At 66.3% G+C, this 21,392-nt stretch carries 26 protein-coding genes and 3 pseudogenes; 8 read left to right on the plus strand and 21 right to left on the minus strand.

Features of this window, described 5'->3' with window-relative positions; all coding sequences use genetic code 11:
- Genes LRS12_RS12665 through bla form a run of 4 tightly spaced genes read right to left on the minus strand, consistent with a single transcriptional unit; the run spans window position 1 to window position 2,576 of the window.
- Window positions 1-351, minus strand: coding sequence for a TfoX/Sxy family protein (locus tag LRS12_RS12665; RefSeq protein WP_257844849.1), 351 nt, complete (start codon window positions 349-351; stop codon window positions 1-3).
- On the minus strand, window positions 341-820 hold the full coding sequence (locus LRS12_RS12670) for a GNAT family N-acetyltransferase (RefSeq protein ID WP_257844850.1): 480 nt from the start codon (window positions 818-820) through the stop codon (window positions 341-343). The genes LRS12_RS12665 and LRS12_RS12670 overlap by 11 nt, the downstream gene beginning before the upstream one ends.
- Window positions 817-1,722: a DMT family transporter gene (locus LRS12_RS12675; protein WP_257845503.1), complete on the minus strand. Its 906-nt coding sequence runs from the start codon at window positions 1,720-1,722 to the stop codon at window positions 817-819. Before LRS12_RS12675 ends, LRS12_RS12670 begins: the two co-directional genes overlap by 4 nt.
- A 26-nt stretch (window positions 1,723-1,748) precedes the next feature.
- Window positions 1,749-2,576 (minus strand): subclass B3 metallo-beta-lactamase, encoded by an 828-nt coding sequence (gene bla / locus LRS12_RS12680; protein ID WP_257844851.1) that lies wholly within the window; start codon window positions 2,574-2,576, stop codon window positions 1,749-1,751.
- Between the two features lie 189 nt (window positions 2,577-2,765).
- On the opposite strand from bla, the pseudogene LRS12_RS12685 reads away from it, so the two are divergent.
- Window positions 2,766-3,629 (plus strand): annotated as a pseudogene (locus LRS12_RS12685) (LysR substrate-binding domain-containing protein).
- Between the two features lie 64 nt (window positions 3,630-3,693).
- Here the strand turns inward: LRS12_RS12685 and ispG are convergent.
- A pseudogene (gene ispG, locus LRS12_RS12690) lies at window positions 3,694-4,819 on the minus strand (flavodoxin-dependent (E)-4-hydroxy-3-methylbut-2-enyl-diphosphate synthase).
- Window positions 4,820-4,852: 33 nt separating this feature from the next.
- On the minus strand, window positions 4,853-5,872 hold the full coding sequence (locus tag LRS12_RS12695) for a DUF3089 domain-containing protein (RefSeq protein ID WP_257844852.1): 1,020 nt from the start codon (window positions 5,870-5,872) through the stop codon (window positions 4,853-4,855).
- An 87-nt stretch (window positions 5,873-5,959) separates the two neighbouring features.
- Here LRS12_RS12695 and LRS12_RS12700 point away from each other — a divergent pair, with 87 nt between their 5' ends.
- Genes LRS12_RS12700 through LRS12_RS12715 form a run of 4 tightly spaced genes read left to right on the plus strand, consistent with a single transcriptional unit; the run spans window position 5,960 to window position 10,217 of the window.
- Entirely contained in the window at window positions 5,960-7,156 is a 1,197-nt protein-coding gene (locus tag LRS12_RS12700; protein WP_257844853.1) for an acyltransferase family protein, read from the plus strand.
- A gap of 7 nt (window positions 7,157-7,163) precedes the next feature.
- Window positions 7,164-8,351 carry an acyltransferase family protein gene (locus LRS12_RS12705; RefSeq protein WP_308223017.1) on the plus strand — a complete coding sequence of 396 codons (1,188 nt, stop codon included), beginning with the start codon at window positions 7,164-7,166 and terminating at the stop codon, window positions 8,349-8,351.
- Window positions 8,348-9,334: an isoaspartyl peptidase/L-asparaginase family protein gene (locus LRS12_RS12710; RefSeq protein ID WP_374580946.1), complete on the plus strand. Its 987-nt coding sequence runs from the start codon at window positions 8,348-8,350 to the stop codon at window positions 9,332-9,334. Before LRS12_RS12705 ends, LRS12_RS12710 begins: the two co-directional genes overlap by 4 nt.
- Window positions 9,335-9,344: 10 nt before the next feature.
- Entirely contained in the window at window positions 9,345-10,217 is an 873-nt protein-coding gene (locus LRS12_RS12715) for a S1/P1 nuclease (RefSeq protein WP_257844854.1), read from the plus strand.
- Window positions 10,218-10,254: 37 nt separating this feature from the next.
- Here the strand turns inward: LRS12_RS12715 and LRS12_RS12720 are convergent, their stop codons facing one another.
- The 8 genes and pseudogenes from LRS12_RS12720 to LRS12_RS12755 all read right to left on the minus strand — a co-directional run bounded on the left by LRS12_RS12720 (window position 10,255) and on the right by LRS12_RS12755 (window position 15,049).
- Complete coding sequence (locus LRS12_RS12720) at window positions 10,255-10,428, minus strand: hypothetical protein (RefSeq protein WP_374580949.1); 174 nt, start codon at window positions 10,426-10,428, stop codon at window positions 10,255-10,257.
- Between the two features lie 143 nt (window positions 10,429-10,571).
- The gene (locus LRS12_RS12725; protein WP_257845506.1) at window positions 10,572-10,790 is read right to left on the minus strand and encodes a toxin-antitoxin system HicB family antitoxin; all 219 of its coding nucleotides are present in this window, start codon (window positions 10,788-10,790) and stop codon (window positions 10,572-10,574) included.
- Window positions 10,791-10,794: 4 nt separating this feature from the next.
- Window positions 10,795-11,688: an SPFH domain-containing protein gene (locus tag LRS12_RS12730; RefSeq protein ID WP_257844856.1), complete on the minus strand. Its 894-nt coding sequence runs from the start codon at window positions 11,686-11,688 to the stop codon at window positions 10,795-10,797.
- Window positions 11,689-11,791: 103 nt separating this feature from the next.
- Window positions 11,792-12,088: a hypothetical protein gene (locus LRS12_RS12735; RefSeq protein WP_257844857.1), complete on the minus strand. Its 297-nt coding sequence runs from the start codon at window positions 12,086-12,088 to the stop codon at window positions 11,792-11,794.
- 85 nt (window positions 12,089-12,173) lie between these two features.
- The gene (locus LRS12_RS12740; RefSeq protein WP_257844858.1) at window positions 12,174-12,497 is read right to left on the minus strand and encodes a hypothetical protein; all 324 of its coding nucleotides are present in this window, start codon (window positions 12,495-12,497) and stop codon (window positions 12,174-12,176) included.
- Between the two features lie 172 nt (window positions 12,498-12,669).
- Window positions 12,670-13,184 (minus strand): annotated as a pseudogene (gene pal, locus LRS12_RS12745) (peptidoglycan-associated lipoprotein Pal).
- 89 nt (window positions 13,185-13,273) lie between these two features.
- Window positions 13,274-14,641: a Tol-Pal system beta propeller repeat protein TolB gene (tolB, locus tag LRS12_RS12750; RefSeq protein WP_257844859.1), complete on the minus strand. Its 1,368-nt coding sequence runs from the start codon at window positions 14,639-14,641 to the stop codon at window positions 13,274-13,276.
- Window positions 14,642-15,049, minus strand: a complete 408-nt coding sequence (locus tag LRS12_RS12755) for a TonB C-terminal domain-containing protein (protein ID WP_257844860.1) — start codon at window positions 15,047-15,049, stop codon at window positions 14,642-14,644.
- 65 nt (window positions 15,050-15,114) lie between these two features.
- Between LRS12_RS12755 and LRS12_RS12760 the strand changes: the two genes are divergently transcribed.
- Entirely contained in the window at window positions 15,115-15,483 is a 369-nt protein-coding gene (locus LRS12_RS12760) for a hypothetical protein (RefSeq protein WP_257844861.1), read from the plus strand.
- On the opposite strand, the gene tolR is transcribed toward LRS12_RS12760, so the two are convergent.
- The 4 genes from tolR to LRS12_RS12780 all read right to left on the minus strand — a co-directional run bounded on the left by tolR (window position 15,458) and on the right by LRS12_RS12780 (window position 17,577).
- A complete protein-coding gene (tolR, locus tag LRS12_RS12765) occupies window positions 15,458-15,892 on the minus strand; it encodes a protein TolR (protein ID WP_257844862.1) in 435 nt (144 codons plus the stop codon). The genes LRS12_RS12760 and tolR overlap by 26 nt on opposite strands.
- Window positions 15,892-16,605: a protein TolQ gene (tolQ, locus tag LRS12_RS12770; RefSeq protein WP_257844863.1), complete on the minus strand. Its 714-nt coding sequence runs from the start codon at window positions 16,603-16,605 to the stop codon at window positions 15,892-15,894. Before tolQ ends, tolR begins: the two co-directional genes overlap by 1 nt.
- Window positions 16,606-16,612: 7 nt before the next feature.
- The gene (gene ybgC, locus LRS12_RS12775) at window positions 16,613-17,068 is read right to left on the minus strand and encodes a tol-pal system-associated acyl-CoA thioesterase (RefSeq protein WP_308223019.1); all 456 of its coding nucleotides are present in this window, start codon (window positions 17,066-17,068) and stop codon (window positions 16,613-16,615) included.
- 107 nt (window positions 17,069-17,175) lie between these two features.
- Window positions 17,176-17,577: an EVE domain-containing protein gene (locus LRS12_RS12780; protein ID WP_257844864.1), complete on the minus strand. Its 402-nt coding sequence runs from the start codon at window positions 17,575-17,577 to the stop codon at window positions 17,176-17,178.
- Between the two features lie 162 nt (window positions 17,578-17,739).
- On the opposite strand from LRS12_RS12780, the gene LRS12_RS12785 reads away from it, so the two are divergent.
- Together LRS12_RS12785 and LRS12_RS12790 are read left to right on the plus strand one after the other, a co-directional pair.
- Window positions 17,740-18,099: a hypothetical protein gene (locus LRS12_RS12785; protein WP_257844865.1), complete on the plus strand. Its 360-nt coding sequence runs from the start codon at window positions 17,740-17,742 to the stop codon at window positions 18,097-18,099.
- Window positions 18,100-18,168: 69 nt separating this feature from the next.
- Window positions 18,169-18,435 (plus strand): DUF3297 family protein, encoded by a 267-nt coding sequence (locus tag LRS12_RS12790; RefSeq protein ID WP_257844866.1) that lies wholly within the window; start codon window positions 18,169-18,171, stop codon window positions 18,433-18,435.
- A 127-nt stretch (window positions 18,436-18,562) separates the two neighbouring features.
- On the opposite strand, the gene LRS12_RS12795 is transcribed toward LRS12_RS12790, so the two are convergent.
- The 3 genes from LRS12_RS12795 to LRS12_RS12805 all read right to left on the minus strand — a co-directional run bounded on the left by LRS12_RS12795 (window position 18,563) and on the right by LRS12_RS12805 (window position 21,387).
- Window positions 18,563-19,309 carry an isocitrate lyase/phosphoenolpyruvate mutase family protein gene (locus LRS12_RS12795; protein WP_257844867.1) on the minus strand — a complete coding sequence of 249 codons (747 nt, stop codon included), beginning with the start codon at window positions 19,307-19,309 and terminating at the stop codon, window positions 18,563-18,565.
- Between the two features lie 75 nt (window positions 19,310-19,384).
- Complete coding sequence (locus LRS12_RS12800; protein WP_257844868.1) at window positions 19,385-20,185, minus strand: LytTR family DNA-binding domain-containing protein; 801 nt, start codon at window positions 20,183-20,185, stop codon at window positions 19,385-19,387.
- A gap of 104 nt (window positions 20,186-20,289) precedes the next feature.
- Entirely contained in the window at window positions 20,290-21,387 is a 1,098-nt protein-coding gene (locus LRS12_RS12805) for a sensor histidine kinase (protein ID WP_257844869.1), read from the minus strand.
- Window positions 21,388-21,392: the final 5 nt, after the last annotated feature.

Here is a 21,392-nt window from a genome sequence, read left to right on the forward strand (position 1 = left end):
TCAGCCGCGCTTCTTCTTCACCGGAGCGCGGCGGCTGGCCTCCAGTGCCAGCTCCGCCCAGCGCTGCATCGAATCGGCGTCGTCATAGACATCGTCCGGCGCGCGGCGGTAGTTCATCGACATCGTCTCGCCGTCCTTGCCGGTGAAGGTGAAGGGCGGGCAGCCTGCTTCGTCCCAGACGGGCGCGCTGACCTTGTCGTTCTTGAAGTAGATCGCTTCCTCGTCGACCACCGCGAACACCAGACCGTCGCAATAGAGCGTCGCCGCGCCCATCATCGGGCGGTGCGTGATGGTGCCGAGCGGCTCCAGCGCCTCCTTCGCCCAATCGACCAACCCCGCGTCAAACGCCACTGGCCAGCGCCTCCAGCGCATCGTCCTGCATCCGCCAGCGTTCCCAGCCATCGACATGCGCCGCGCCGATGGTCCGGTAGAAGCCCTTGCCCAGCTCGTTCCAGTCGAGGACGTTCCACTCCAGCCGCGCGCCGCCGCGCTCGATGACCAGGGCGGCAAGGCGCGACAGCAATGCCCGACCGAGGCCCACGCCGCGCGCATGCGGCTCGACGAACAGATCCTCCAGCCAGATGCCCGGCTTCCCCTCGAAGGTCGAGAAGGTCTGAAAGAACAGCGCAAACCCCGCTGGCGTGCCATCCACTTCGCCGATCAGCACCTCCGCAGCCGGGCGAAGGCCGAACAGGTGGCGGCGCAGCGTCGCGTCGTCGAAGCGGACCTCGTGCGCCAGCTTCTCATACTCCGCGAGCTTGCGGATGAACCCCGCGACCAGGGCGAAATCCTGCACCTCCGCCTGACGAATCGTGATCAAATCTGTGCCTCCGTATCGGCGACCGGGGCATGGTCGCGCCGCCGCGCCGCGATGATGCAGCCGCCGACGATCAACGCAGCGCCGGCCACGGTGAAGAAGGAAACGCTCTCGCCGAACACGACCCATCCCCACAAGGTCGCCCACAGAAAGCCGGTATATTCGGTCGGCGCAAGATAATTGGCCTCGGCGCGGGCATAGGCCCAGCTGAGCAGGAACAACGACGCGGTGGCGAGGATCGCGGCAAGCGCGAGCGCGGGGACATGATCGATCGCGGGTAGTTCGAGCAGCCACGGCGCGGCGAGCAGGAAGGCGAGCGAGATGAACAGCGACTGGTAGAAGGACACCTCCATCGGCCCCGCGACCAGCGACTGTTGCCGCATCAGGATGATGTTCCAGGCATAGCAGACCGCCGAAACGAGGATCGCGATGGCGCCAAGGAACGCATCATGCCCCAGCTCAGCCTGCGCCTGTCCCCACAGGATGAGGAGGACGCCGGCAAAGGCCAGCGCGGTGGCGATGATCGTGACGCGCGTAATCCGCTCCCTGAGCAGCCATGCGGCAAGGAACAGCGCGATGATCGGCGCGATGAACGACAGCGCGATCGCCTGCGCCATCGGCACTCGGCCGAGGCCCCAGAAGAACAGAAAGGCCATCACGGCGGACACGGCGGCGCGGACCAGGTGCAACCGCATCGCCTCCCGACTCGGCCGCTTGGGTCGCGACAGCGCATAGGGCACTCCGCTCGCGACGATCCCCGCCATCGTCCGCCAGGTCAGCGCATTGTACGCGCCGAGCGCCAGCACCAGCCCCTTCATCACGGCATCCATCGACGAGAAAATCGCGATGCCGAGCGAGGCGACGGCAAAGGCGATGAGGGGGAGGCGGGGCGCATGGGGGGCGATTGGCGGGCGCGCGCCGCGCGGTCAACCTATCGCGACGTCGCCTTCTCCTTCGCGAGCCGCGCGTCGAGCCGTTTGCCATAGGTCGCGGCGAGCGTGCGGCACGCGCCTGGCTCGATCAGCGGGTTGGGCACACGCCGCCGCGTCAGCATGGCGAGGTGCTCCAGCGTGGCATTGGTGTCGGGATGCGTCGGGATCGCGATGTCACAGCGGAGCGCGGCCAGCCTGGCGGCACCCCGGCGCAGCATGGTGACCCGCTCCGGATGATCGGCGAAACGGTAATCGTCGTCGCTGACCGGATTGATGCTGGCAGCGAACACGATGTTGACGCAGCTTTTGCCTTCGCACGAGCGCCAGGACCAGCTGCTGCTGCCTGTCGTATGCCCGGCGGTCGCGTGCGCGGTGACGGTGACGGAGCCGAGGCGGATCGTCGCGCCATCGCCGACCCCGCGCACGCGGGCAACTGGCGGAAACGGCGCGTGAATGTCCGCCTGCGGATCGTCGGAGCCGACCTGCCCCGCGCGCAATGCCGGCGCGGCCGCCGTGCCGGCGATGACCATCGCCCGGCTGTCGCGCGCTAGTGCCGCGATGCCGCCGGCATGGTCCCAATGCGGCTCGGTGCTGAAGATGTAGCGGATTCGCTTGGGGTCGAAGCCGAGCGACCGGATGTTCGCCTGAAGCGTGCGCACCGATTGCGGGACGCCGCCGTCGAACAGCAGCAACCCGGCACCGGTATCGACCAGCACCACGGCGAGCCCGCGGAACCCGACATAATAGCTGCGCCCATGCAGCCGCTGCGGTGCGATGTGCGGTTCGATCCAGCGTTGTGCATAGTCGGGCGCGATCGGTCGCAGCATCGGGTCTCCCGCGTCGGTCTGCGCGGCCGGGGCGGCGCCAGAGAGCGTTGCAACGGCGATCGGTATGAACGCAATTTTCCTCATCGACTTTCCTCTGCGATCTACGGTCGCTTGACGGTGTCAGCATGGTGCGATCGACACAAAGCATCGTTTCTAGACTTTGCCATGAATTAAGCTCATGCGATCGGGATGGACCGCCCCCAGCTCCCGCTCAATGCCCTGCGTGCGTTCGAGGCCGCCGCGCGGCATCTGAGCTTCACCCGCGCGGCGGTCGAACTCTGCGTCAGCCAGGGCGCGGTGAGTCATCAGGTCGCGGCGCTCGAACGGCGGCTTGGGAGTCAGCCTGTTCCGCCGGTTGCCGCGCGGGCTCGCGCTCACCGATGAGGGGTTGGCGCTCGTGCCGGTCGTGGGCGAGGCATTCGACCGGATCGGCGCGACGCTCGATCGTTATGCGGGCGGGCGGATGCGCGAAGTGCTGACGGTCGGCGTCGTGGGCACCTTTCTCAGTGGCTGGCTGTTGCCGCGCCTCGATGATTTCGACCGGACGCATCCGGAGATCGAACTGCGGCTGATGGGCAACAACAACCGCGTCGACCTGTCAGGGGAGGGGCTGGATTGCGCGATCCGCTTCGGCGACGGCGCGTGGCACGGGACACATGCCGTGCCGCTGATCGACGCGCCGCTGTCGCCGCTCTGCACACCCCTGATCGCCGCGCGGCTGGCGGTGCCGGGCGATCTTGTACGTGAGGTGCTGTTGCGCTCCTACCGCGCCGACGAATGGCCGCGCTGGTTCGATGCGGCGGGGATGGCGTGCCCGCGGCTGGGGGGGCGGTGTTCGACAGTTCGGCGGTGATGGTTGCGGCAGCGCTGGCGGGGCATGGCGTCGCGCTCGCCCCGCCCGCGATGTTCGCCGCCGACCTTGCGGCGGAGCGGCTGGTCCAGCCCTTTGCGACACAGATATCGCTGGGCCGCTACTGGCTCACCCGGCTCCAGTCGAAACGCGAGACGCCGGCGATGGCGGCGTTCGCGGCATGGGTTGCGGAGTTGCGCTAGTCGGGACCCGTCCGGCGCGACCGCACCGCGCTTCGCTAATGGGCGAGCTTGACGCGAGCAGGCTTCACGCCGCCGCCACCGCTGCGGCCTCGTTCGCCGCCTCGATCTCCGCCGCCTTGGCCTCGACCAGCTTTACGATATGCTCCAGCATGTCGGCGTCTTCCACCGTGTGGTCGGTGACGCCGGACAGATAGACCATATGCTTGCCGTTGCCGCCGCCGGTCAGGCTGATATCGGTCTCGCGCGCTTCGCCGGGGCCGTTGACGACACAGCCAAGCACGCTGAGCGACAGCGGGGTGCGGATGTGCTGGAGGCGTTCCTCCAGCGCCTGGACGGTGCGGATCACGTCGAAGCCCTGGCGCGCGCAGCTGGGGCAGCTGACGACGCGGACGCCGCGATTGCGGATGCCGAGCGCCTTCAGGATCTCGAAGCCCACACGGACTTCCTCCTCGGGCTCGGCGGACAGTGATACGCGGATCGTGTCGCCGATGCCGTACCATAGCAAAGATCCCATCCCGATCGCGCTCTTGACCGTGCCCCCGACGAACCCGCCCGCCTCGGTGATGCCCAGATGCAGCGGGCAGTCGACCGCTTCGGCGAGCTGCTGGTACGCGGCGGCGGCGAGGAACAGGTCGCTCGCCTTCACCGCGACCTTGAACTCGTGAAAATCGCGGTCCTGGAGCAGCTTGATATGGTCGAGCGCGCTTTCGACCAAAGCCTCGGGACACGGCTCGCCGTACTTTTCGAGCAGGTCCTTTTCGAGCGACCCGGCATTGACGCCGATGCGGATCGCACAGCCATTGGCCTTGGCGGCGTTGACGACTTCGTTCACCCGCTCAGCCGACCCGATGTTGCCCGGGTTGATGCGCAGGCAGGCGGCACCGGCATCAGCGGCTTCGAGCGCGCGCTTGTAGTGGAAATGGATGTCGGCGACGATCGGCACGCGCGCGGCGCGGACAATCTGCCTGAGCGCGGCGGTGCTTTCGACATCGGGGGCAGGACACGCGGATGATGTCCGCGCCGGCATCCTCGCAGCGTCGGATCTGGTCGATCGTCGCGACCGGGTCCGACGTCGGTGTGTTGGTCATCGTCTGGACGGTAACGGGGGCATCGCCGCCGACGGGGACGTTGCCGACCATGATCTGACGGCTTTGACGGCGCACGATATCGCGCCATGGACGCACGGACATTGGGGTTCCTTCGGTCTTTGCCGCGCCTATAGCCTATCGCCCTGCGCCGAGAAAGGCGGCGACGCGCTGAACCGCATTGTGGCGGACGTCCATCCAGACCAACTGGTAATCGAGCGCGTGGTAGCTGCCGTCGGGACGCATGAACCGCGTGTAGGGGCTGCCCGGGGTCGCGATGACAAGCCGTCCGTCCGCGCCGCAGGTCGCATCGATCAGCCATGTGTCGGGGCCGCGCAGCGGCTCCGGTCGTTCGAGCCCATCGCGGAACCACGCGCCGCGATGCTGGCGATAGACTGACGGCATGTCGGTCGACCAGTTGATCGGATTGATGCACGCTATCGCCGCGCGCGTGCGCGGCACCTTTCTCCCCTCAAGCCAGATCGACCAGCTGGCGATGCATCCGGTATCCGTCGCTGCGGTGCACGCGCGAACCGACTGTCGCGCCTTGAACCAGTCCAACTGGATTGCATGGCCGGGCAGATAGGCGGCCACCATCCGCGCCGCGACCGGCTGGCCGTCGATCGCGCGCTCGATCAGCATCTGCCCAAGCTGCGATCCCTGTCCATGCCCGGCGAGGATGAACGGGCGGTCGCCGACCCGGCGACGAAACTCTACAAAAGCGCGTGCCACGTCCGAATAGGCGATCGCCAGCGCCGCGCCGGACTCCCCGTCCGGGTTCGCCTGGCGATAGCGCGGGGCATAGATCGCGCAGCAACCGTTGAACGCGCTCGCCTGATTTCGGATCGTCGTTTGGCCGACATCGCCGTTGAACCAGACGTCATTGGTGTCGGCGTTCCAGACGGGGCGACGCAGCGGCACGGCGGCGTGGATGAAGAAGACATCGGCAGGCGCGCGCAGCTGGGGTGGCTCGGGCACGCCTTGAGGCGTCGTGTCCCCATCGTCGCGGATCGACGGGAGCGAGGCCCAATGGGTCGGTCCGGCATAATCCGGCGCGGGCGGGGCGGCGGCCGGGTCGAAACGGGCCGGGGGCGGTTGATTCTGGTGCAACACGGCCTGCTGCGCCGCAGCAGGACCGGAGGCAAGCGCACAGGCCATCGGAATGGTCCGCAACAAGGTGAGTCTTCGCCGCATTTACGCTCCCGCTAACCAATTGGTGAGGCCCGCACGCCTATAGCGCAGCGGGTGAACGAAGCGAACGAGTCCCTTGAGCGCACCGGGCGGCACTACGGGTTGGACTGGCTGCGCATCGCCGCGTTCGCGCTCCTGATCGTCTATCATATCGCGATGGTCTTCTCGCCCTGGCCCTGGGTGATCCATACCGACTACAAGTTTCCAGCGCTGATCGCGCCGATGGCGTTGCTGACGCCGTGGCGGCTGCCCCTGTTGTTCGCGGTGTCGGGGTTCGCGTCCTGGCACCTGTTCGCCAAATCGCGCGATCCGGGCGGGTTCGTGCGCGCGCGCAATTTGCGGCTGCTGATCCCGCTCCTGTTCGGAATGGCGGTGTTGATCCCGGTCGAGATGTGGGTGCGGGTGGTCGAGGCGGGCTATCCGCACGGCTATCTGCGCTTCTGGACCAGCGACTATTGGCGCATCGGCGACTATTGGGGGCGCAGCTTCCCGAGCTGGGAGCATCTGTGGTTCGTCGTCTATCTCTGGGCATACACGCTGGTCCTCGCCCTGATCCTGTGGCGCGGACAGCGCGGCTACGACCTGCTGGCCGACCATGTCGTGCCGTGGATGGCGCAGGGCTGGCGGCTGGTCTGGGTGCCGGCGGCGCTGCTCGTGCTGGCGCGACTCGCACTCCAGTTCGTCGTCGCGGACGAACAGGGGTTGCTGCGCGACTGGGCCGGGCATGCGAATTACTTCCCGATCTTCCTGTTCGGCTTTGTACTTGCGGGATCGCCGATGCTGTGGCCGGTGTTGCGCCGGGTGTGGCGCGGCGCGCTGGCGCTGGCCGCGATCAGCGGTGTGGCGGTGGTGCTGGTCGAGACCAGCTATCCGGGCAACGCGGTCCCGCCGCACTGGGTGATGGCGGTGGCGCGCGCGGCACAGGTGGCGATGGGCTGGGCAATGACGATATTTCTGATTCAGGTCGCCGACCGATTCTGGAATTGCGATCATCGCTGGCGCAGGACGGCGGCGGAGGCGGTATTCCCCTTCTACCTCGTTCACCAGCCGGCGATCGTGCTGATCGCGTGGCACACGCTGCCAATGCGCCTGTCGGCCGGAGTGCAGTTCCTGGTCCTGCTCGGTGGGACCGCGCTGGCCTGTACGCTGACATATCTGGTGGGGCGTGAGATCGGCTGGCTGCGACCGTTCATCGGCCTTGGTCCGCGCCAGCACGAAGCCCCCGTGCAGATTTCGACGCAAGCCGCCTGACAAGCGCTTGCACCCTCGCTATGGCGCGCGGGTGGAACGGCATTATGGCATGGACTGGTTGCGGATCGGGGCGTTCGGCCTGCTGATCCTCTATCATATCGGCATGGTCTTCGTGCCCTGGGGGTTCCATGTGAAGACCGCAGACCCGGCTGCATGGGTCACGGTGCCGATGCTGTTCACCAACCCCTGGCGGCTTACCCTGTTGTTCGTCGTTTCCGGCTATGCCAGCCGCGCCTTGTGGCTCAAGTCGCGCGGGCCGGGCCAGTTCGTCGCCAATCGCAGCTGGCGGCTGGTGGTGCCATTGCTGTTCGGCGTCGCGGTGATCGTGCCGCCGCAGAGCTGGGTCGAGCTGCGCACCCAGTGGCCCTATCCCTACGACTTCTGGACCTTCTGGACCCGGCATTACTGGTATTTCGGCGATTTCGGGCCGATCATTCTGCCGACCTGGAACCATCTCTGGTTCGTCGGCTATCTCTATCTCTACACGCTGGGACTGGTGCTGGTCGCCAGCCTGCCCGGCGGCGCGGCGGCGCAGACGATGTTCGACAAGCTGTTCGCGGGCACGCGGGTCTTGTGGCTACCCGCAGCTTACCTGCTGATGACTCAGGTGGTGGTGTTCCAGCGCTGGAGCGACAGTCATGACGTGATCAACGACGGCGTCGCGCACCTTGCCTATTTCCCCGCCTTTCTGTTCGGCTTTGCGCTCGCCGGATCGGAGCCGGTGATGCGCTGGATTGCGCGGCTGTGGAAGCCGGCGCTGGCGATTGGGCTGGCCGGTTACGCCGTCACTGCGGCGATCGACATCGCCTATCCCGCACGAATCCCCTGGCTTCCGGGCCGGATCATGCTCGCGGCGCGCTATATCCAGGCGTGGATGATGATCGCGGCGCTGATCGGCATTGCCGAGGTGTATCTCAACCGCGACCATCGCTGGCGGCCGATGCTGACCGAAGCGGTGTTCCCCTTCTACCTGATCCACCAGACGGTGATCATCGTGGCGATGTACTGGCTGCTCAAACTGGCGCTGCCCGCCGCAGTCGAGTTCGTGGTGCTGGTGCCGGTGACCGCGCTCGGCTGCTGGATCTTCTACCGCTATGGGCGCGAACTTCCCTGGTTGAGGCCGCTGATCGGGCTGCGCTATGCCCGGCGGGACCGGCCGGAACCGACCCGTCCCGCCAGCCCGGAGGCCGCATGAACCGCCTAGCCCTTCTGATCGGAGCCCTGATGATGTCCGCCGCAGCACACGCCCAGACCAAGCCCCAATGGACGCTCGTCATTCATGGTGGGGCAGGCGTGCTGGAGCGCGAGCGGATGACGCCGGAGCGTGAGGCGGCGGCACGCACGGGGCTGGATGCGGCGCTGGAAGCGGGGGCGAAGGTGCTCGCTGCGGGCGGGACGGCACTCGATGCGGTCGAGGCTGCGGTGAAGGTGCTGGAGGACGATCCCCACTTCAACGCCGGGCGCGGCGCGGTGTTCACCTATGAAGGCACCAACGAGCTCGACGCCGCGATCATGGAGGGCGCGACGCGCAAGGCGGGCGCGGTAGCGGGCGTCACGCGCACCAAGAACCCGATCAGCCTGGCACGCAGGGTGATGGAAGACAGCCCGCACGTCATGCTCGCCGGCAAGGGTGCGGACGTGTTCAGCGCCGAGAAGGGGCTGGAGCAGGTCGGCCCCGAATGGTTCGCGACCGACGAGCGCCGACAGCAGCTCGAAACGATGAAGGCGCGCAAGACCAGCTGGTTCGATGTCGACATGAAATACGGCACGGTCGGCGCAGTCGCGATGGATTCGAACGGGGATGTCGCTGCCGCGACCTCGACCGGCGGTGTCACCGGCAAGCGCTGGGGCCGGGTCGGCGATTCGCCGCTGATCGGGGCTGGCACCTATGCCGACAACCGCGCCTGTGCCGTTTCGGCGACCGGGGCGGGGGAGTTCTTCATCCGTGAGGGCGTCGCGCATGAAATCTGCGCGCGCGTCCGCTTCAAGGGCGAAAGCCTGAAGGTCGCCGCCGATGCGGTGATGGCCGATACCAAGGGTCTGGGCGGCACCGGCGGGGTCATCGTCACCGGGCCGAGCGGCGAAATGGCCTGGAGCTTCAACACGCCCGGCATGTATCGCGGCAAGGTGTCGGCGGGGGGCAAGAAGACCGTCGCGATCTACGGCGACGAACAGTAAGGCCCGTCGCATGATTCGCCGCATCCTCGCGCTGTTCGCGTTCGCCGCCAGCCTTTCCGCCACCCCTGCGCTCGCCTATTGGGAGTTCGGGCACGAGACGATCGCGACGATTGCCTACAAGAATGTGAAGCCCCAGACGCGCGCCGCGATCGACCGGTTGCTGCGCCAGCAGGGGCTGCTCGAAACGCCGACCTGCCCCGCAAGGACGCTGGAGCAGGCGAGCGTGTGGGCCGATTGCATCAAGCCGCTCGGGGTGCGGTTCAGCTATGCCTACAACTGGCACTATCAGAATGTGAACATCTGCAAGCCGTTCACGCTCAAGGGCAATTGCCCCGACGGCAACTGCGTGTCGGCGCAGATCGAGCGCGGCGTGAAGCTGTTGCAGGACAAGGACGTGCCGGTCCGCGAGAAGGTGATGGCGCTCGCTTTCCTGACGCACTTTGTCGGGGACCTGCACCAGCCGCTGCACGCGGGCGACAAGGGCGATCTGGGCGGCAACCGCGCGCGCACCGATTACGGCATCTACGCCCCCGAGCGACTCAATCTGCACAGCATCATGGACGGCTGGCTCGCCGAGCGCGCGATCACCACGCCGCCGCCGGTGGTGCAGGTCTATTCGGACGAGGAGCGCGCGAAGGAAAGCGCCGGGACCGTCGAGGACTGGAGCCGCGAAAATTGGCAGGCATCGCACATGGCCTATGAGGCGGCCTTTGACGGCGATCCCTGCCGCGCTGACCTGCCCGCGCGCGGCAAGCTCGACGATGCGGATATCGAAAAGCTGGTCCCGATGATGCAGGCGCAGATCAAGCGCGGCGGCCTGCGCCTTGCCCGGTTGCTTGACGAGGCGTTCGGCCCGCCGCCGCCGATGGAGGCAAAGCGGTAAAGAATAATCCTCCCCTGGCGGGGGAGGATTGGGCAGTTCACCCCTTCGCGTACTGCTCCAGAAAGCCGCAGCGCTGGCAGCGCCAGGTGGCGATATCGACGTAGGTTTTGGGCAGCTTCAACCCGAACCAGCCCGCCACTGGCGCGCCGCGGTACCAGCGGCCGAGTCCCGGCAGGCTGCTGCGCTCATGCGGCACATAGCCTTCGGCCATCGAACCCTGACATTTGGGGCAGCTATTCGAACGCATTGGCGAACTTCCTCGTTAGAGCGCGGCGATGCCGATGACGAGCATCAGCAGCGATGCGGCGAACAGCCAGATCAGGTGCGAGCGGCGGGCGAACATCACGATCAGCATCATTCGTCTCCTTGTTTCGGTGGCCTTCCGCGCTTGGCACGCACCGGGTCGGCCAGTTTCACGCCGCGCCGGCCCAGCGCCTCGCGCAGCAGGCATTCGACTTGCGCGTTGACGCTGCGCAGGTCGGTTGCCGCGCTCCGCTCGATCGCGGCGTAGAGCGCGGGATCGAGGCGGAGCGGGAACGCTTTCTTGGATGGGGCGTCGGCCATCGGCCCGATCCGCTTACTGGTACAGCGACCCGGCGTTCACCACCGGCTGAGTGTCGCGTTCGGAGCAGAGCACGACCATCAGGTTGGACACCATCGCCGCGCGGCGCTCGTCGTCCAACTCGACGACATTCTTGTCGCTGAGCTGCTCCAGCGCCATCTCGACCATGCCGACCGCGCCCTCGACCAGTGTCTTGCGCGCCGCGACCACCGCCTCGGCCTGTTGCCGGCGCAGCATCGCCTGGGCGATCTCCTGCGCATAAGCGAGGTGGGTCAGGCGGCATTCGTCGATGTGCACGCCCGCAGCCAGCACACGCTCCTGCAGCTCGACGCGCAGTTCCTCGCTGACATGCTCGGCATTGCCGCGCAGCGTCACCTCCTCATGGGTGAAATCGTCATAGGGGTAGCGCGAGCCGATCGCGCGGACGGCACTCTCGATCTGGATATGGACGAACTCCCGATAGTCATCGACGTCGAACAGCGCCTGCGCTGTGTCGGCGACGCGCCACACCACGTTCGACGCGATCTCGATCGGATTGCCGCGCAGGTCGTTCACCTTCAGCCGCTCCGAGGTGATGTTGTGGATGCGGACCGAGATTTTCTTCTTGCTCAGCCACGGCCATGCCCAGCGCAGCCCGGTGGTGCGGTCGGTGCCCTGATAGTCGCCGAACAACAGGATCGCTGCCGCCTGATTGGGCTGAAGCAAGTAGAAGCCGCACGACACGAAGGTGAGGATCAGCGCGCCCGCGACCGTGATGAAGGGTGCCCATTGCACCTCACCGATCTGCGGTGCCGACGCGATAATGGCGATGAGCGACAGCAACGCGACGAGCAGCATGACATAGCCGCTGGCGGTGCTGGCGGGCCGCTCCGCACTGGAGCGAAGCGCGCGCAGATCGAAGTCCGACATATTTGCCTCCCTGTAAAATATGATATCATATTTATATCGAATCTTGGGGTTGGCAAGCGGAATCGGACGCCCCCCGCCGCGCGGGGCGGCGGGGGGCAAGGGGTCACCGCGCACCGACCTCCCAGGCCAGCCAGCAGATCACCAGGAAGGGCAGCGCAATCGCTGCGGCCACCACCAGCTGTCGACCGATGCCCAGCCGGAAATGCTCGGGGTGATCCGCCTCGACCCGGCGGATCGCGGCGGCGGTGGCGGGGTCGCCCTTGAGCATCCCGCGATCGACCGCTGGGCCGGACTTGATGAAAGTGATCAACTCGTCGCGCTCGACGGGGTCGAGTGTGGGGTAGCGGCCGAGAAGCACCGCCATGCGATCGCGCAGGCGGGTGTCGTTGGTGTCGTTCATGCTGAAATTCCCGTTGCGGCGCACGCGCACAGGCGCGCGCCGACCGCCGCTGGGGGCGGTCATGTGATACGTCAGATGTCGGGGTTCAGGCTGAGTAAGGCGGCGCGCGTGCTTGATAGGGGCGTCCCCGGCGGGCGAAGGGCGCTATTTCCGGCGTCGCTGGGGCGAACCGGACAGAGGGTGCCGCATGAAGCGGGGTACGCGCGGCGGACTGCGCGGGGATCGGCGGATCCCCATCGCGGTGATCTGGCCCCTTTAGCGCGCGCTGTGCCGCCGCCTCGATCGCGGCGGCAGGGTCGCGGAACTGGGCATGGGCCGGCGTCGGCGCGCTGAGTGCGGCAGAGCGCAGCTCGGCGGGGTCGATACGCGGTGCCCCGGGCAGCGCGGCGGCGGCGTTGATCGCCAGCAACAGCCCGGCAAGCCAAAGCCACAAGCGACGCGAGGCTCGGGCCGTGACGGGGCTGGAGGGCAGAGCGGGGGTCATGCTGCGGTCAGATATAGGGAGGATCGTCGGAATTGCCCGCACAAACAAAAGGGGCGCGACCGCAGTCGCGCCCCCTCGTTCCGGTCGGGACGGCCGATCAGTTGATGACGATCGTCACCGCACGGCGGTTCTGCGCCCAGCTGGCTTCGTCCGAACCCAGCGCGATCGGGCGTTCCTTGCCATAGCTGATCGTCGTGATCCGCGCGGGTGAGACGCCGCGCGCGGCGAGATAGTTCTTCGCAGCATTGGCGCGGCGGTCGCCGAGCGCGAGGTTGTATTCGCGCGTGCCGCGCTCGTCGGCATGGCCCTCCAGCGTGATCCGCGTGTTCGGATACTGCGTCAGCCACTGCGCCTGGCTGTCCAGGATCTGCCGTGCGCGCGCGTCGATGTCGTACTGATCGAAACCGAAATTGATCGTGTCGCTGACCACGTTCTGCCGGAAATGTTCCGCCGTGCCGGGTTGGGCATAGCCGCCGCTGCCACCGCCGCCGGTCGAGCCTGAATCGACTTCACCGCCGGGGCCGGGGGCAGCGTTTCGGGGCGCTTCTTCTGGCAGCCGGCGACCGCGACGGCCATGGTTGCGATGATCAGGGCGGTCTTGAACTTGGCCATTGGTCTATTCTCCCTTGGCTGTTTCGAATATCGATACCCCTGCGTAACGGGCAGGGTGCGGGTGTGTTCCCCTCCGCGTCAACCCCGCATCATGGGCGTAGCGGTCCCCATGCGGGATCTGAACCGTCCAATTGGGTCGGAATCCGGCGCGACGTGCTGCCGGTCAGGTCCACCGACCAGATGTCGGACTTGCCCGACGGCCCCTGCGCCCCGCGCGAGAACAGCAGCACGCGGCCATTGGGCGACCAGCTCGGCCCCTCGTCGCCCCAGGCATCGGTGAGCAGCTTCTCGCCGCCGCCCGACGGGCTCATTACCCCGATGCGGAATCCGCCGCCGATGCGGGTGAACGCGATCAGGTCGCCGCGCGGGCTCCACGCCGGCGTGGCATAGCGCCCGCCACCAAAGCTGATCCGCTGCTGGTTCGATCCGTCGGCGTTCATCACATACAGCTGCTGGCTACCCGAACGGTCGCTCTCGAACACGATCTTGGACCCATCGGGCGAGTAGCTGCCGCCGGTGTCGATGCCCGGCGCGGTGGTCAGCCGCTGCGGGGTCCCGCCACTCGCCGCGATCCGATAGATATCGGCATTGCCCGCGACCGACATGGTGAACAGGATCCAGCGCCCGTCGGGCGAGAAGCGCGGCGCGAAGGCCAGGCTGACATTGGTCACCAGCAACCGCTGCGTGCCATTGGCCAGATCATAGACATAGAGCGACGGCTTGTCGTTCTGGTAGCTCATATAGGCGATGCGCCGCTCGTCGGGCGAGAAGCGCGGGGTCAGCACGATCGACTGGCCATTGGTCAGGAAACGGTGGTTCGCGCCGTCCTGATCCATGATCGCCAGCCGCTTGATGCGACGGTTCTTCGGCCCGGTTTCGGACACGTAGATCACCCGGCTGTCGAAATACGGCCCCTCGCCGGTCAGGCGGGTGTAGATCGTGTCCGAACATTTATGCGCCGCGCGACGCCAGTCCGCCGGGCGCACGATAAACCCCTCCCGCGCCAGTTCGGTGCCGAGCGCCACGTCATAGAGATAACAGCCAACGGTCAGATTGCCGTCGCCATTGGCGCGCACAAAGCCCTGAACCAGTGCCTGCGCTGTCGCGCCGCGCCAGTATCCGAAATCGGGCGCGCTCACCTCGCTCACCGGCACCGCGCGGACGCCGGTGGGGCCAAGCGGCTTGAACAGCCCCGTATTGCGCAGATTGTCGGTGACGATCTGCGCGATCTGGCGGCCGAGCGCATCGGTGCTGCCCGCCGGCGTGTTGACGACCTGCTGCGTCGGCATTGGCGGGACGATGATCGTCAAATCCTGCGCGCTCTCGTCGGTGACGTCGATCGTCGGCAGTTCCTGGCTCTCACCGGTGGGCGGTGCGGGCGCGGGCTGTTCCTGTGCAAGCGCAGGCACAGCCAAGGCGAGCGCCGCGCTTGCGGCGAGAGAGGTGCGCAACTTCATCTACAGTCTCCTGTCGAAGGACAGTCGGAAGGCTTTCCATCCGTCATAATATTCCTCGGGCAACCCTTCAAAGGGCGCGGCGAGCCGGATCGCGGCGAGCGCGCGCTCCTCGTGCAACTCCTGCTGGGGCCGGTTGCTGGCGGTCTTGCCGGTCTGTTCGACGACACGCGGCGGCCCGGCGAGCGATCCGTCGCGGTTCAACCGCACCTCGACAATCGTCGCGAGCAGGTTGACGTCGGCACCGGTCGGCGCGCGCCAGTGCGGCTTCACCTGCCGACGGATCAGCCCGAAGATCGAGGAGCGGACCTCGGGCCCCATCTGCGCGGCCTGGGGTGTGGTCGCCTTGCCCTTGCTTTGCTGGTCGGTCAGTCCGTCGGTGATGCCGGTCAGGCGACCGGTCGGCTTCACCGCACTTCGTTCGGTCTTGGGCAGCGCCTTCGCCGGGGGCGGGGTTCGACTTTTTCGCCTCCGCCTTGGGCTGGGGCCTGGGCGCGGGGGCGGGCGCGGCCTTGGGCGGGGTCGGGTCGGGCTTCGTCACCGGTTCGGGCTGCGTCACCGGCACCGGCGGGGGCGAGTCGAGCTCGGGCGGGCCGGGGACTTCGGCCAGCCGCTCGGCGGGGGCTTCCTTCTCGATCACTGGCGCTTCGCTGACCAGCCCCGCCTCGTCGGTCAGCGAGACCTCGATCGGGGTCGATTCGAGCTTCAGCGGATTGGGCGTGGCGAGGAAACCGACCGAGAGCAGGCCGAACAGCGCGACATGGCCGATCACGGCCACCCCGATCGCTGCGCCTTCCCTCCGGTCGATAGCTACTGCCATCAGTCCTTGCCCTCACCCGTGGTGACGAGCGACACCTTGTTCAGCCCCGCGCGGTTGAGTTCGCCCATGACGCGCATGACCTTGCCGTAATCGAGGCGGGTGTCGGCGCGCAGGAACACCTGGGGCGTGTCCTCGGCGCGCGCGCTGGCGATCTCGGACAGCAGGTTCGGCAGTTGGTCCTCCGCCACCTCGCTATTGTCGAGGAAGATCGCGCCGCGCTCGTCGATCGAAATCTGGACCGGCTTCTGATCCTGGTCGAGCGGTTTGGCGCGGCTTTCCGGCAAATTCACCTGCACCCCCGCGGTCAGCAGCGGCGCGGTGACCATGAAGATGATCAGCAGCACCAGCATCACGTCGACCAGCGGCGTGACGTTAATGTCCGCCATCGGCGCGCGCCGCCCCTTGCCGCGGGAGGAGGGGAGGTTGGCACCCATCAGAGCACCGGCTTGCCGCCCGCAGGCGCACTGTCGAGCTGGCGGCTGAGCGTTGCGTGGAATCCGTCGGCGAAGCGATTCAACCGCGCCTCGACCCGGTCGATGCCGTGGCCGAAGCGATTATAGGCGATCACTGCGGGGATCGCCGCGAACAGGCCGATCGCGGTCGCAAACAGCGCCTCGGCAATACCAGGCGCGACGACCGCGAGCGAGGTGTTCTGCTCGGTCGCGATTGCGGTGAAGCTGCGCATGATGCCCCAGACGGTGCCGAACAGGCCGACGAACGGCGCAACCGATCCCACGGTAGCGAGAATGTTGAGCCGGTCGGACAGCTTGTCGATCTCCAGCGCGACCGCTGCGCCCATCGTCGTCGCCAGCCGCTCGCGCGTGCCGTCCTTGTCGAGCGCGCGCCCGCCGGTCGAACGGCGCCATTCGGTCACCCCTGCGGCAAACACGCGCGCCGAGGGATGGTCCTCGTCACCATGCAGTTTGTAAAAGGCGTCGATATCGTCGCTCTTGCGGTAATCGCCCTCGAAGCGGTCGGCGGACTTGCGCGCTCGCGCGATTCGTCCGCGCAGCGAAAAAATGATGCCCCAGGTCCAGATGCTGGCGAGGAGAAGGCCGATCATCACGCCCTTCACCACCCAATCGGCCTGGTAAAAGAGGCCGAGCGGCGACATCGCGTCGGCGTTGAGGTTTACGAACCAATCCATGTGACGCTCAGTTTCCCTTCCAAACAAGCGGCACGAACGCTTCGACCCACTCTGGCGGTTGCCGCCGCGCGCGCCCCGTCGGGGTCACGAACGCCGCTTCCACATCCGCCTGGGTCAGCAATTCCCCGTGCCGCATGACTCGTTGCTGAATATCCACCGCTGCCGCCCGCACGCGCATCACCCGGCTGACGACCACCAGCGCATCGTCGAGCCGCGCCGGCGCGACATAGCGGATGGCGATATTACGCACGACATAGACGCCTTCGCCCGCCTCATGCGCCGCCCGCTGATCGATCCCGGCACAGCGGAGCATATCGGATCGCGCGCGCTCCATGAACCGCAGGTAATTCGCGTGATACACTACTCCCGACAGGTCGGTGTCCTCAAAATAGACACGTACCGGAAACAGATGCTCGATCCCGTCGAAACGGCCCGATGCCGGGGGAAGGTCAACTACGCTCACCCGTTTGCCCATAGCGGCGGGGGGAATCGAAGTTCAACTGTCACTGTCCAGATGCGCCGCACCCGCGATCAACGGAGGGGCGGGGGAGGGGTTCCGCTCTTGCCGCGTCACCGCTTCGCCATCTCCAGCACCACATCCCATTCCTCGGGGCTGACCTTGCCGACCGACAGCCGCGAATATTTGACCAGCTCCATCCCGGCCAGGCGGGGCTCGGCCTTGACCTGCTTGAGCGTTACCGGCTGCGGCAACGGCTCGACCGGCTTCATCTGGACCGACACCCAATGCTTGCCCTCGCCATCGGGCTTGGCCTCGCGGCTCACCTCCATGACCCCCACGATCTCCAGCCCGATATTGCTGTGATAGAAAAAGGCCCGGTCGCCCAGCTTCATCGCGCGCAGATTGCCTGCGGCGGTGTGGTTGCGCACGCCGTCCCATTCGGTGCTGCCATCGCGCACCAGATCGTCCCAGCTGAACACATCGGGTTCGGATTTCATCAGCCACAGGGCCATCACGCTATCTCCTTTTGCGGCTCCCATCGCCCTCCCTCATCTAAACCGCAAGTGAACATCCAATTCCGCAGTAGTTCAGGCGGGCGGGCGCATTGTGCATCCATGGCGCCCGCTCATGCGTTTTGGCGTCAATCAAGTGCAGAATGCACGAGGAGGACAGTCATGAAGAACACCCTGACCAAGGCAGTGCTCGGCCTGACGCTCGGCGCCACCGCCCTCACCGTGGCGGCGCCGGCAGAAGCCCAGCGCTATCGTCACCGCGACCGTGACAACACCGGCGCAGCCGTTGTTGCCGGCATCGCTGGCGTCGTGATCGGTGCGGCCATCGCGGGTTCCAGCCGCGACCGCTATTATGATCGCCGCTATGATCGCTATGACGGCTATTACCGTCAGCGCGGTTACTACCCGCGTGAGAGCTATTACTATCGCGACTATGAGCGCCGCGGCTGGCGCGGTTGTTCGGTGCGCCGGGTCTATGACCCGTATCTCGGTCGCCGGGTGAAGGTGCGCTACTGCCGCTAAGCGCGGACTATCGAGAACAACGGGCGGCGCGGGTTTATTCCCGCGCCGCTTTTGGTTAGAGGGCGCGCCATGAGCGACACTCCTCCCGACCGGCTCTCGGTCAACCCGAAGAGCCCCTATTTCGATCAGGCCACGCTTCAGCGCGGCATCGGCATCCGCTTCAAGGGCAATGAACGCCGCGATGTCGAGGAATATTGCATCTCGGAAAACTGGATCCGCGTGCAGGTCGGCAAGACCATGGACCGCAAGGGCAACCCGCTGACCATCAAGCTGTCCGGCCCGGTCGAGGCGTGGTTCGAGAGCCCGGCACCGGGTGAGGGCGAAGCCGAAGCCTGACCTGCATAAGCCCCTCCCCTTCAGGGGAGGGGTTGGGGTGGGGCGTTTAAGTCTCACCGAGACCGACGCGCCAAGAGGATAGGCCCCACCCCCAACCCCTCCCCTGAAGGGGAGGGGGCTTTAAGGGCTATCCCAGCAACCCCCGCGCCGCCTCCTCCACCGCGCGCATCGCCGCGCGGAACGGGAACGGCCCATGACTGATCCGCGCGACGCCCGCCGCGGCCACCGCCGCCGCATCCGGCGCTCCCGGAAATGTCATGAAGTTCACTGGCAGCGGCGATTCGCGGCAGACGCGCGCCAACAGGTCGAGATCGGCCAGCCCCGGCACGAAGAACCCGCTCGCCCCCGCCGCCGCATAGGCATGGGCGCGGGCGATCGCCGCATCGACCTTCGCCGCGTCATGCGTGCCTGCCGCCGCCTGCAGGAAGATGTCGGTGCGCGCGTTGATGAAAAACTCCGGCCCGACCGCCGCGCGGATCGCCGCAATGCGTGCCGCCTGGACCTCGGGCGCGTGCATCCCCGACCCGCCGATCACCTGATCCTCGAAATTGCAGCCGACTGCGCCCGTTGCGGCGAGCAGCGCGACGTTCGACGCCACTGCGTCGGGATCGACCGCATATCCGCCTTCGAAATCGATCGATACCGGCAGGTCGACCGCTCCCACGATCCGCCGCGCATTGGCCAGCGCCAGGTCGAGCGGCAGCGCCTCCGCATCCGAAAAGCCGTTCGCCGCAGCGACCGACGCGCTCCCGGTCGCAATCGCCGTCGCCCCCGCCGCCGCGACCGCCCTGGCCGACCCGGCATCCCACACATTGACCAGCACCAGCGGCGTGCCCGGCACGTGCAGCGCGGCGAATTCAGCGAATCGGCTCATGGACATCCTCCTTCGTTCCGGCCCTGATAGGGTCGGAACGAAAGAGGAACAATCCCGATTCTTGCGATCAGTGCGTCAGTGGACGAACCGCGCGACCACGTCGCGATAGCTGCGGCTCACCTTCACCTGCGACCCGGAATCGAGCACCAGGAAGCATTCGCCGTTGGTGTGCGGCTTGACCTGCTTGACCTGATCGAGGTTGACGATGGTCGAGCGGTGGACGCGCTGGAACCGGCGCGGGTCGAGCCGCTTTTCCAGGTCCTTCATCGTCTCGCGCAGGACGAGCGTGTTGTCCGCGGTCTTGATGCACATGTAATCGCCGGCGGCCTCGACCACCTCGATCGTGTCGACATCGACGCGGAAGATCTGGCCGCGATCCTTGATGTTGATGAGCTTTTCGTAGCGGCTCGACGACACGTCGCCGTCGCTGGCGGCAAGTTCCTCGGCGGCTTCCGGCGCGACCTCGGCGAGCACTTCCTTGAGCTTCTCGACCTCCTCCACGCCGCGCTTTTCGGTCAGGCGCTGGCGCACCCGCTCCAGCGTGTCGGCCAGGCGGCCTTCGTCGACCGGCTTCATCAGATAGTCCATCGCATTCGCCTCGAACGCGCGGATCGCATGGTCCGAAAAGGCGGTGACGAAGACGAACAGCGGCGGCTCGACCTCCATCAGCCCCTGAACCACCGAAAACCCGTCGAATCCGGGCATCTGGATATCCAGGAAGACCAGATCGGGCTTGTGCGTCTTGATCGAGCGAATCGCTTCGCGGCCGTTCTGGCATTTGTCGATGATCTCGACATCCTCATGCGCGGCAAGGCGCAGTTCGAGGCCCTGAATGGCCAGAGGTTCGTCATCGACCAGGATGGTGCGGATCGTCATATCTCTCTCTACTCTCATTGACGCCGTTCCGATGCCCCCGGTCCGGCGTCCCACAATCCCCTGCCTTTTATCCTTCGAAATCAATAGTTACGGTCCGGTTCCGATCAGGCTGCCTCCTTGGCTTGCTCCTCAAACTGGAACGGAATCTCGATCTCAACGCGGAAACCGCCTCCGGGGTCCGAATGCGTCGAAAAGCGATGCTCTGCGCCGAATGCCTGCACCAGTCGTTCACGGATATTGGTGAGCCCAACCCCGGTTGAAAGGCTTGGCCGGTTCTTGCCCTCGATCAATCCCGGCCCGGTGTCGGATACGGTGATCTGCACCCGTTCGCCGTTCAGTCGAGCGGCGACGCGGATTTCGGCCCCTTCTTCCTGCGGCGTGACGGCATATTTGATCGCGTTCTCGACCAGCGGTTGCAGCAACAGCGAGGGCAGTCGTGCCTTGGCGGTGCGCGGGTCGATGTCGAACTCGGGCTTCAACCGCGCGTCGAACCGCATCTTCTCGATCTCGAGATAGAGTTTCAGCGTCTCCACCTCCTGCGCCAGCGTGACATGCGCGGTCGGTTCGTTGGCGAGCGTGTAGCGCAGGAAATTGGCCAGGCGGGCGAGCATCGCATTCGCCCGATCGGTCTGCTTGAGCAGCACCAGGGTCGAGATCGAGTTGAGCGTGTTGAACAGGAAATGCGGGTTGAGCTGATAGCGCAGCATCGCCAGCTGCGCCGAACTGGCCTGACTCTCCAGCATCTGCATCCGGTCGCCCTGATCCTCGACGATCAGGTAGAAGTTGATCCCGAAATACAACGCCGACCACCCCGCCAGCACGGTAAAGTTGAGGAACAGGCTGCCCAGAATCAGCGGCAATTCGATCCCCGGATCGCCGCGCATCACCGAGACGGTGAAAGCGTTCAGCACCGCATAAATGAGCGTCGCTGCGGCGAGCGTCGCGATCGACGCCAGGATGCCCGTGATCCGTGGCAGGGTACGGAAATAGCCGAAGAGTGCCGAAAGCAGCAGCGTCAGGCAGTACCCGACGATCGATCCGATCGTGACGCGGATCAGATCCTCGAAGCTGAAGGTGCGGTTCGAGAAGTTGGACACGGCACGCAGCAACAGATAGCCGCCCCAGCCCGCACCCTGGAGCATCCAGAAGGCGCGGGTCTTCTGTTCGAAAAAAGGCCGGGAGAAGATTGTAGGGTTGGTCATTGCGT

Origin of the sequence: Sphingomonas sp. J344, assembly GCF_024700005.1 — a bacterium.
Lineage (GTDB): Bacteria > Pseudomonadota > Alphaproteobacteria > Sphingomonadales > Sphingomonadaceae > Sphingomonas.

What these genes read in the sequence shown, in the direction of transcription:
- bla (WP_257844851.1), bottom strand. Translation starts at nt 2,576, where the DNA reads ATGCTGCGACCGATCGCGCCCGACTATGCACAACGCTGGATCGAACCG.
- LRS12_RS12695 (WP_257844852.1), bottom strand. Translation starts at nt 5,872, where the DNA reads ATGGCCTGTGCGCTTGCCTCCGGTCCTGCTGCGGCGCAGCAGGCCGTG.
- LRS12_RS12710 (WP_374580946.1), top strand. Translation starts at nt 8,348, where the DNA reads ATGAACCGCCTAGCCCTTCTGATCGGAGCCCTGATGATGTCCGCCGCA.
- LRS12_RS12715 (WP_257844854.1), top strand. Translation starts at nt 9,345, where the DNA reads ATGATTCGCCGCATCCTCGCGCTGTTCGCGTTCGCCGCCAGCCTTTCC.
- LRS12_RS12720 (WP_374580949.1), bottom strand. Translation starts at nt 10,428, where the DNA reads ATGGCCGAAGGCTATGTGCCGCATGAGCGCAGCAGCCTGCCGGGACTC.
- LRS12_RS12730 (WP_257844856.1), bottom strand. Translation starts at nt 11,688, where the DNA reads ATGTCGGACTTCGATCTGCGCGCGCTTCGCTCCAGTGCGGAGCGGCCC.
- LRS12_RS12735 (WP_257844857.1), bottom strand. Translation starts at nt 12,088, where the DNA reads ATGAACGACACCAACGACACCCGCCTGCGCGATCGCATGGCGGTGCTT.
- tolB (WP_257844859.1), bottom strand. Translation starts at nt 14,641, where the DNA reads ATGAAGTTGCGCACCTCTCTCGCCGCAAGCGCGGCGCTCGCCTTGGCT.
- tolR (WP_257844862.1), bottom strand. Translation starts at nt 15,892, where the DNA reads ATGGGTGCCAACCTCCCCTCCTCCCGCGGCAAGGGGCGGCGCGCGCCG.
- tolQ (WP_257844863.1), bottom strand. Translation starts at nt 16,605, where the DNA reads ATGGATTGGTTCGTAAACCTCAACGCCGACGCGATGTCGCCGCTCGGC.
- LRS12_RS12780 (WP_257844864.1), bottom strand. Translation starts at nt 17,577, where the DNA reads ATGGCCCTGTGGCTGATGAAATCCGAACCCGATGTGTTCAGCTGGGAC.
- LRS12_RS12785 (WP_257844865.1), top strand. Translation starts at nt 17,740, where the DNA reads ATGAAGAACACCCTGACCAAGGCAGTGCTCGGCCTGACGCTCGGCGCC.
- LRS12_RS12790 (WP_257844866.1), top strand. Translation starts at nt 18,169, where the DNA reads ATGAGCGACACTCCTCCCGACCGGCTCTCGGTCAACCCGAAGAGCCCC.
- LRS12_RS12795 (WP_257844867.1), bottom strand. Translation starts at nt 19,309, where the DNA reads ATGAGCCGATTCGCTGAATTCGCCGCGCTGCACGTGCCGGGCACGCCG.
- LRS12_RS12800 (WP_257844868.1), bottom strand. Translation starts at nt 20,185, where the DNA reads ATGACGATCCGCACCATCCTGGTCGATGACGAACCTCTGGCCATTCAG.
- LRS12_RS12805 (WP_257844869.1), bottom strand. Translation starts at nt 21,387, where the DNA reads ATGACCAACCCTACAATCTTCTCCCGGCCTTTTTTCGAACAGAAGACC.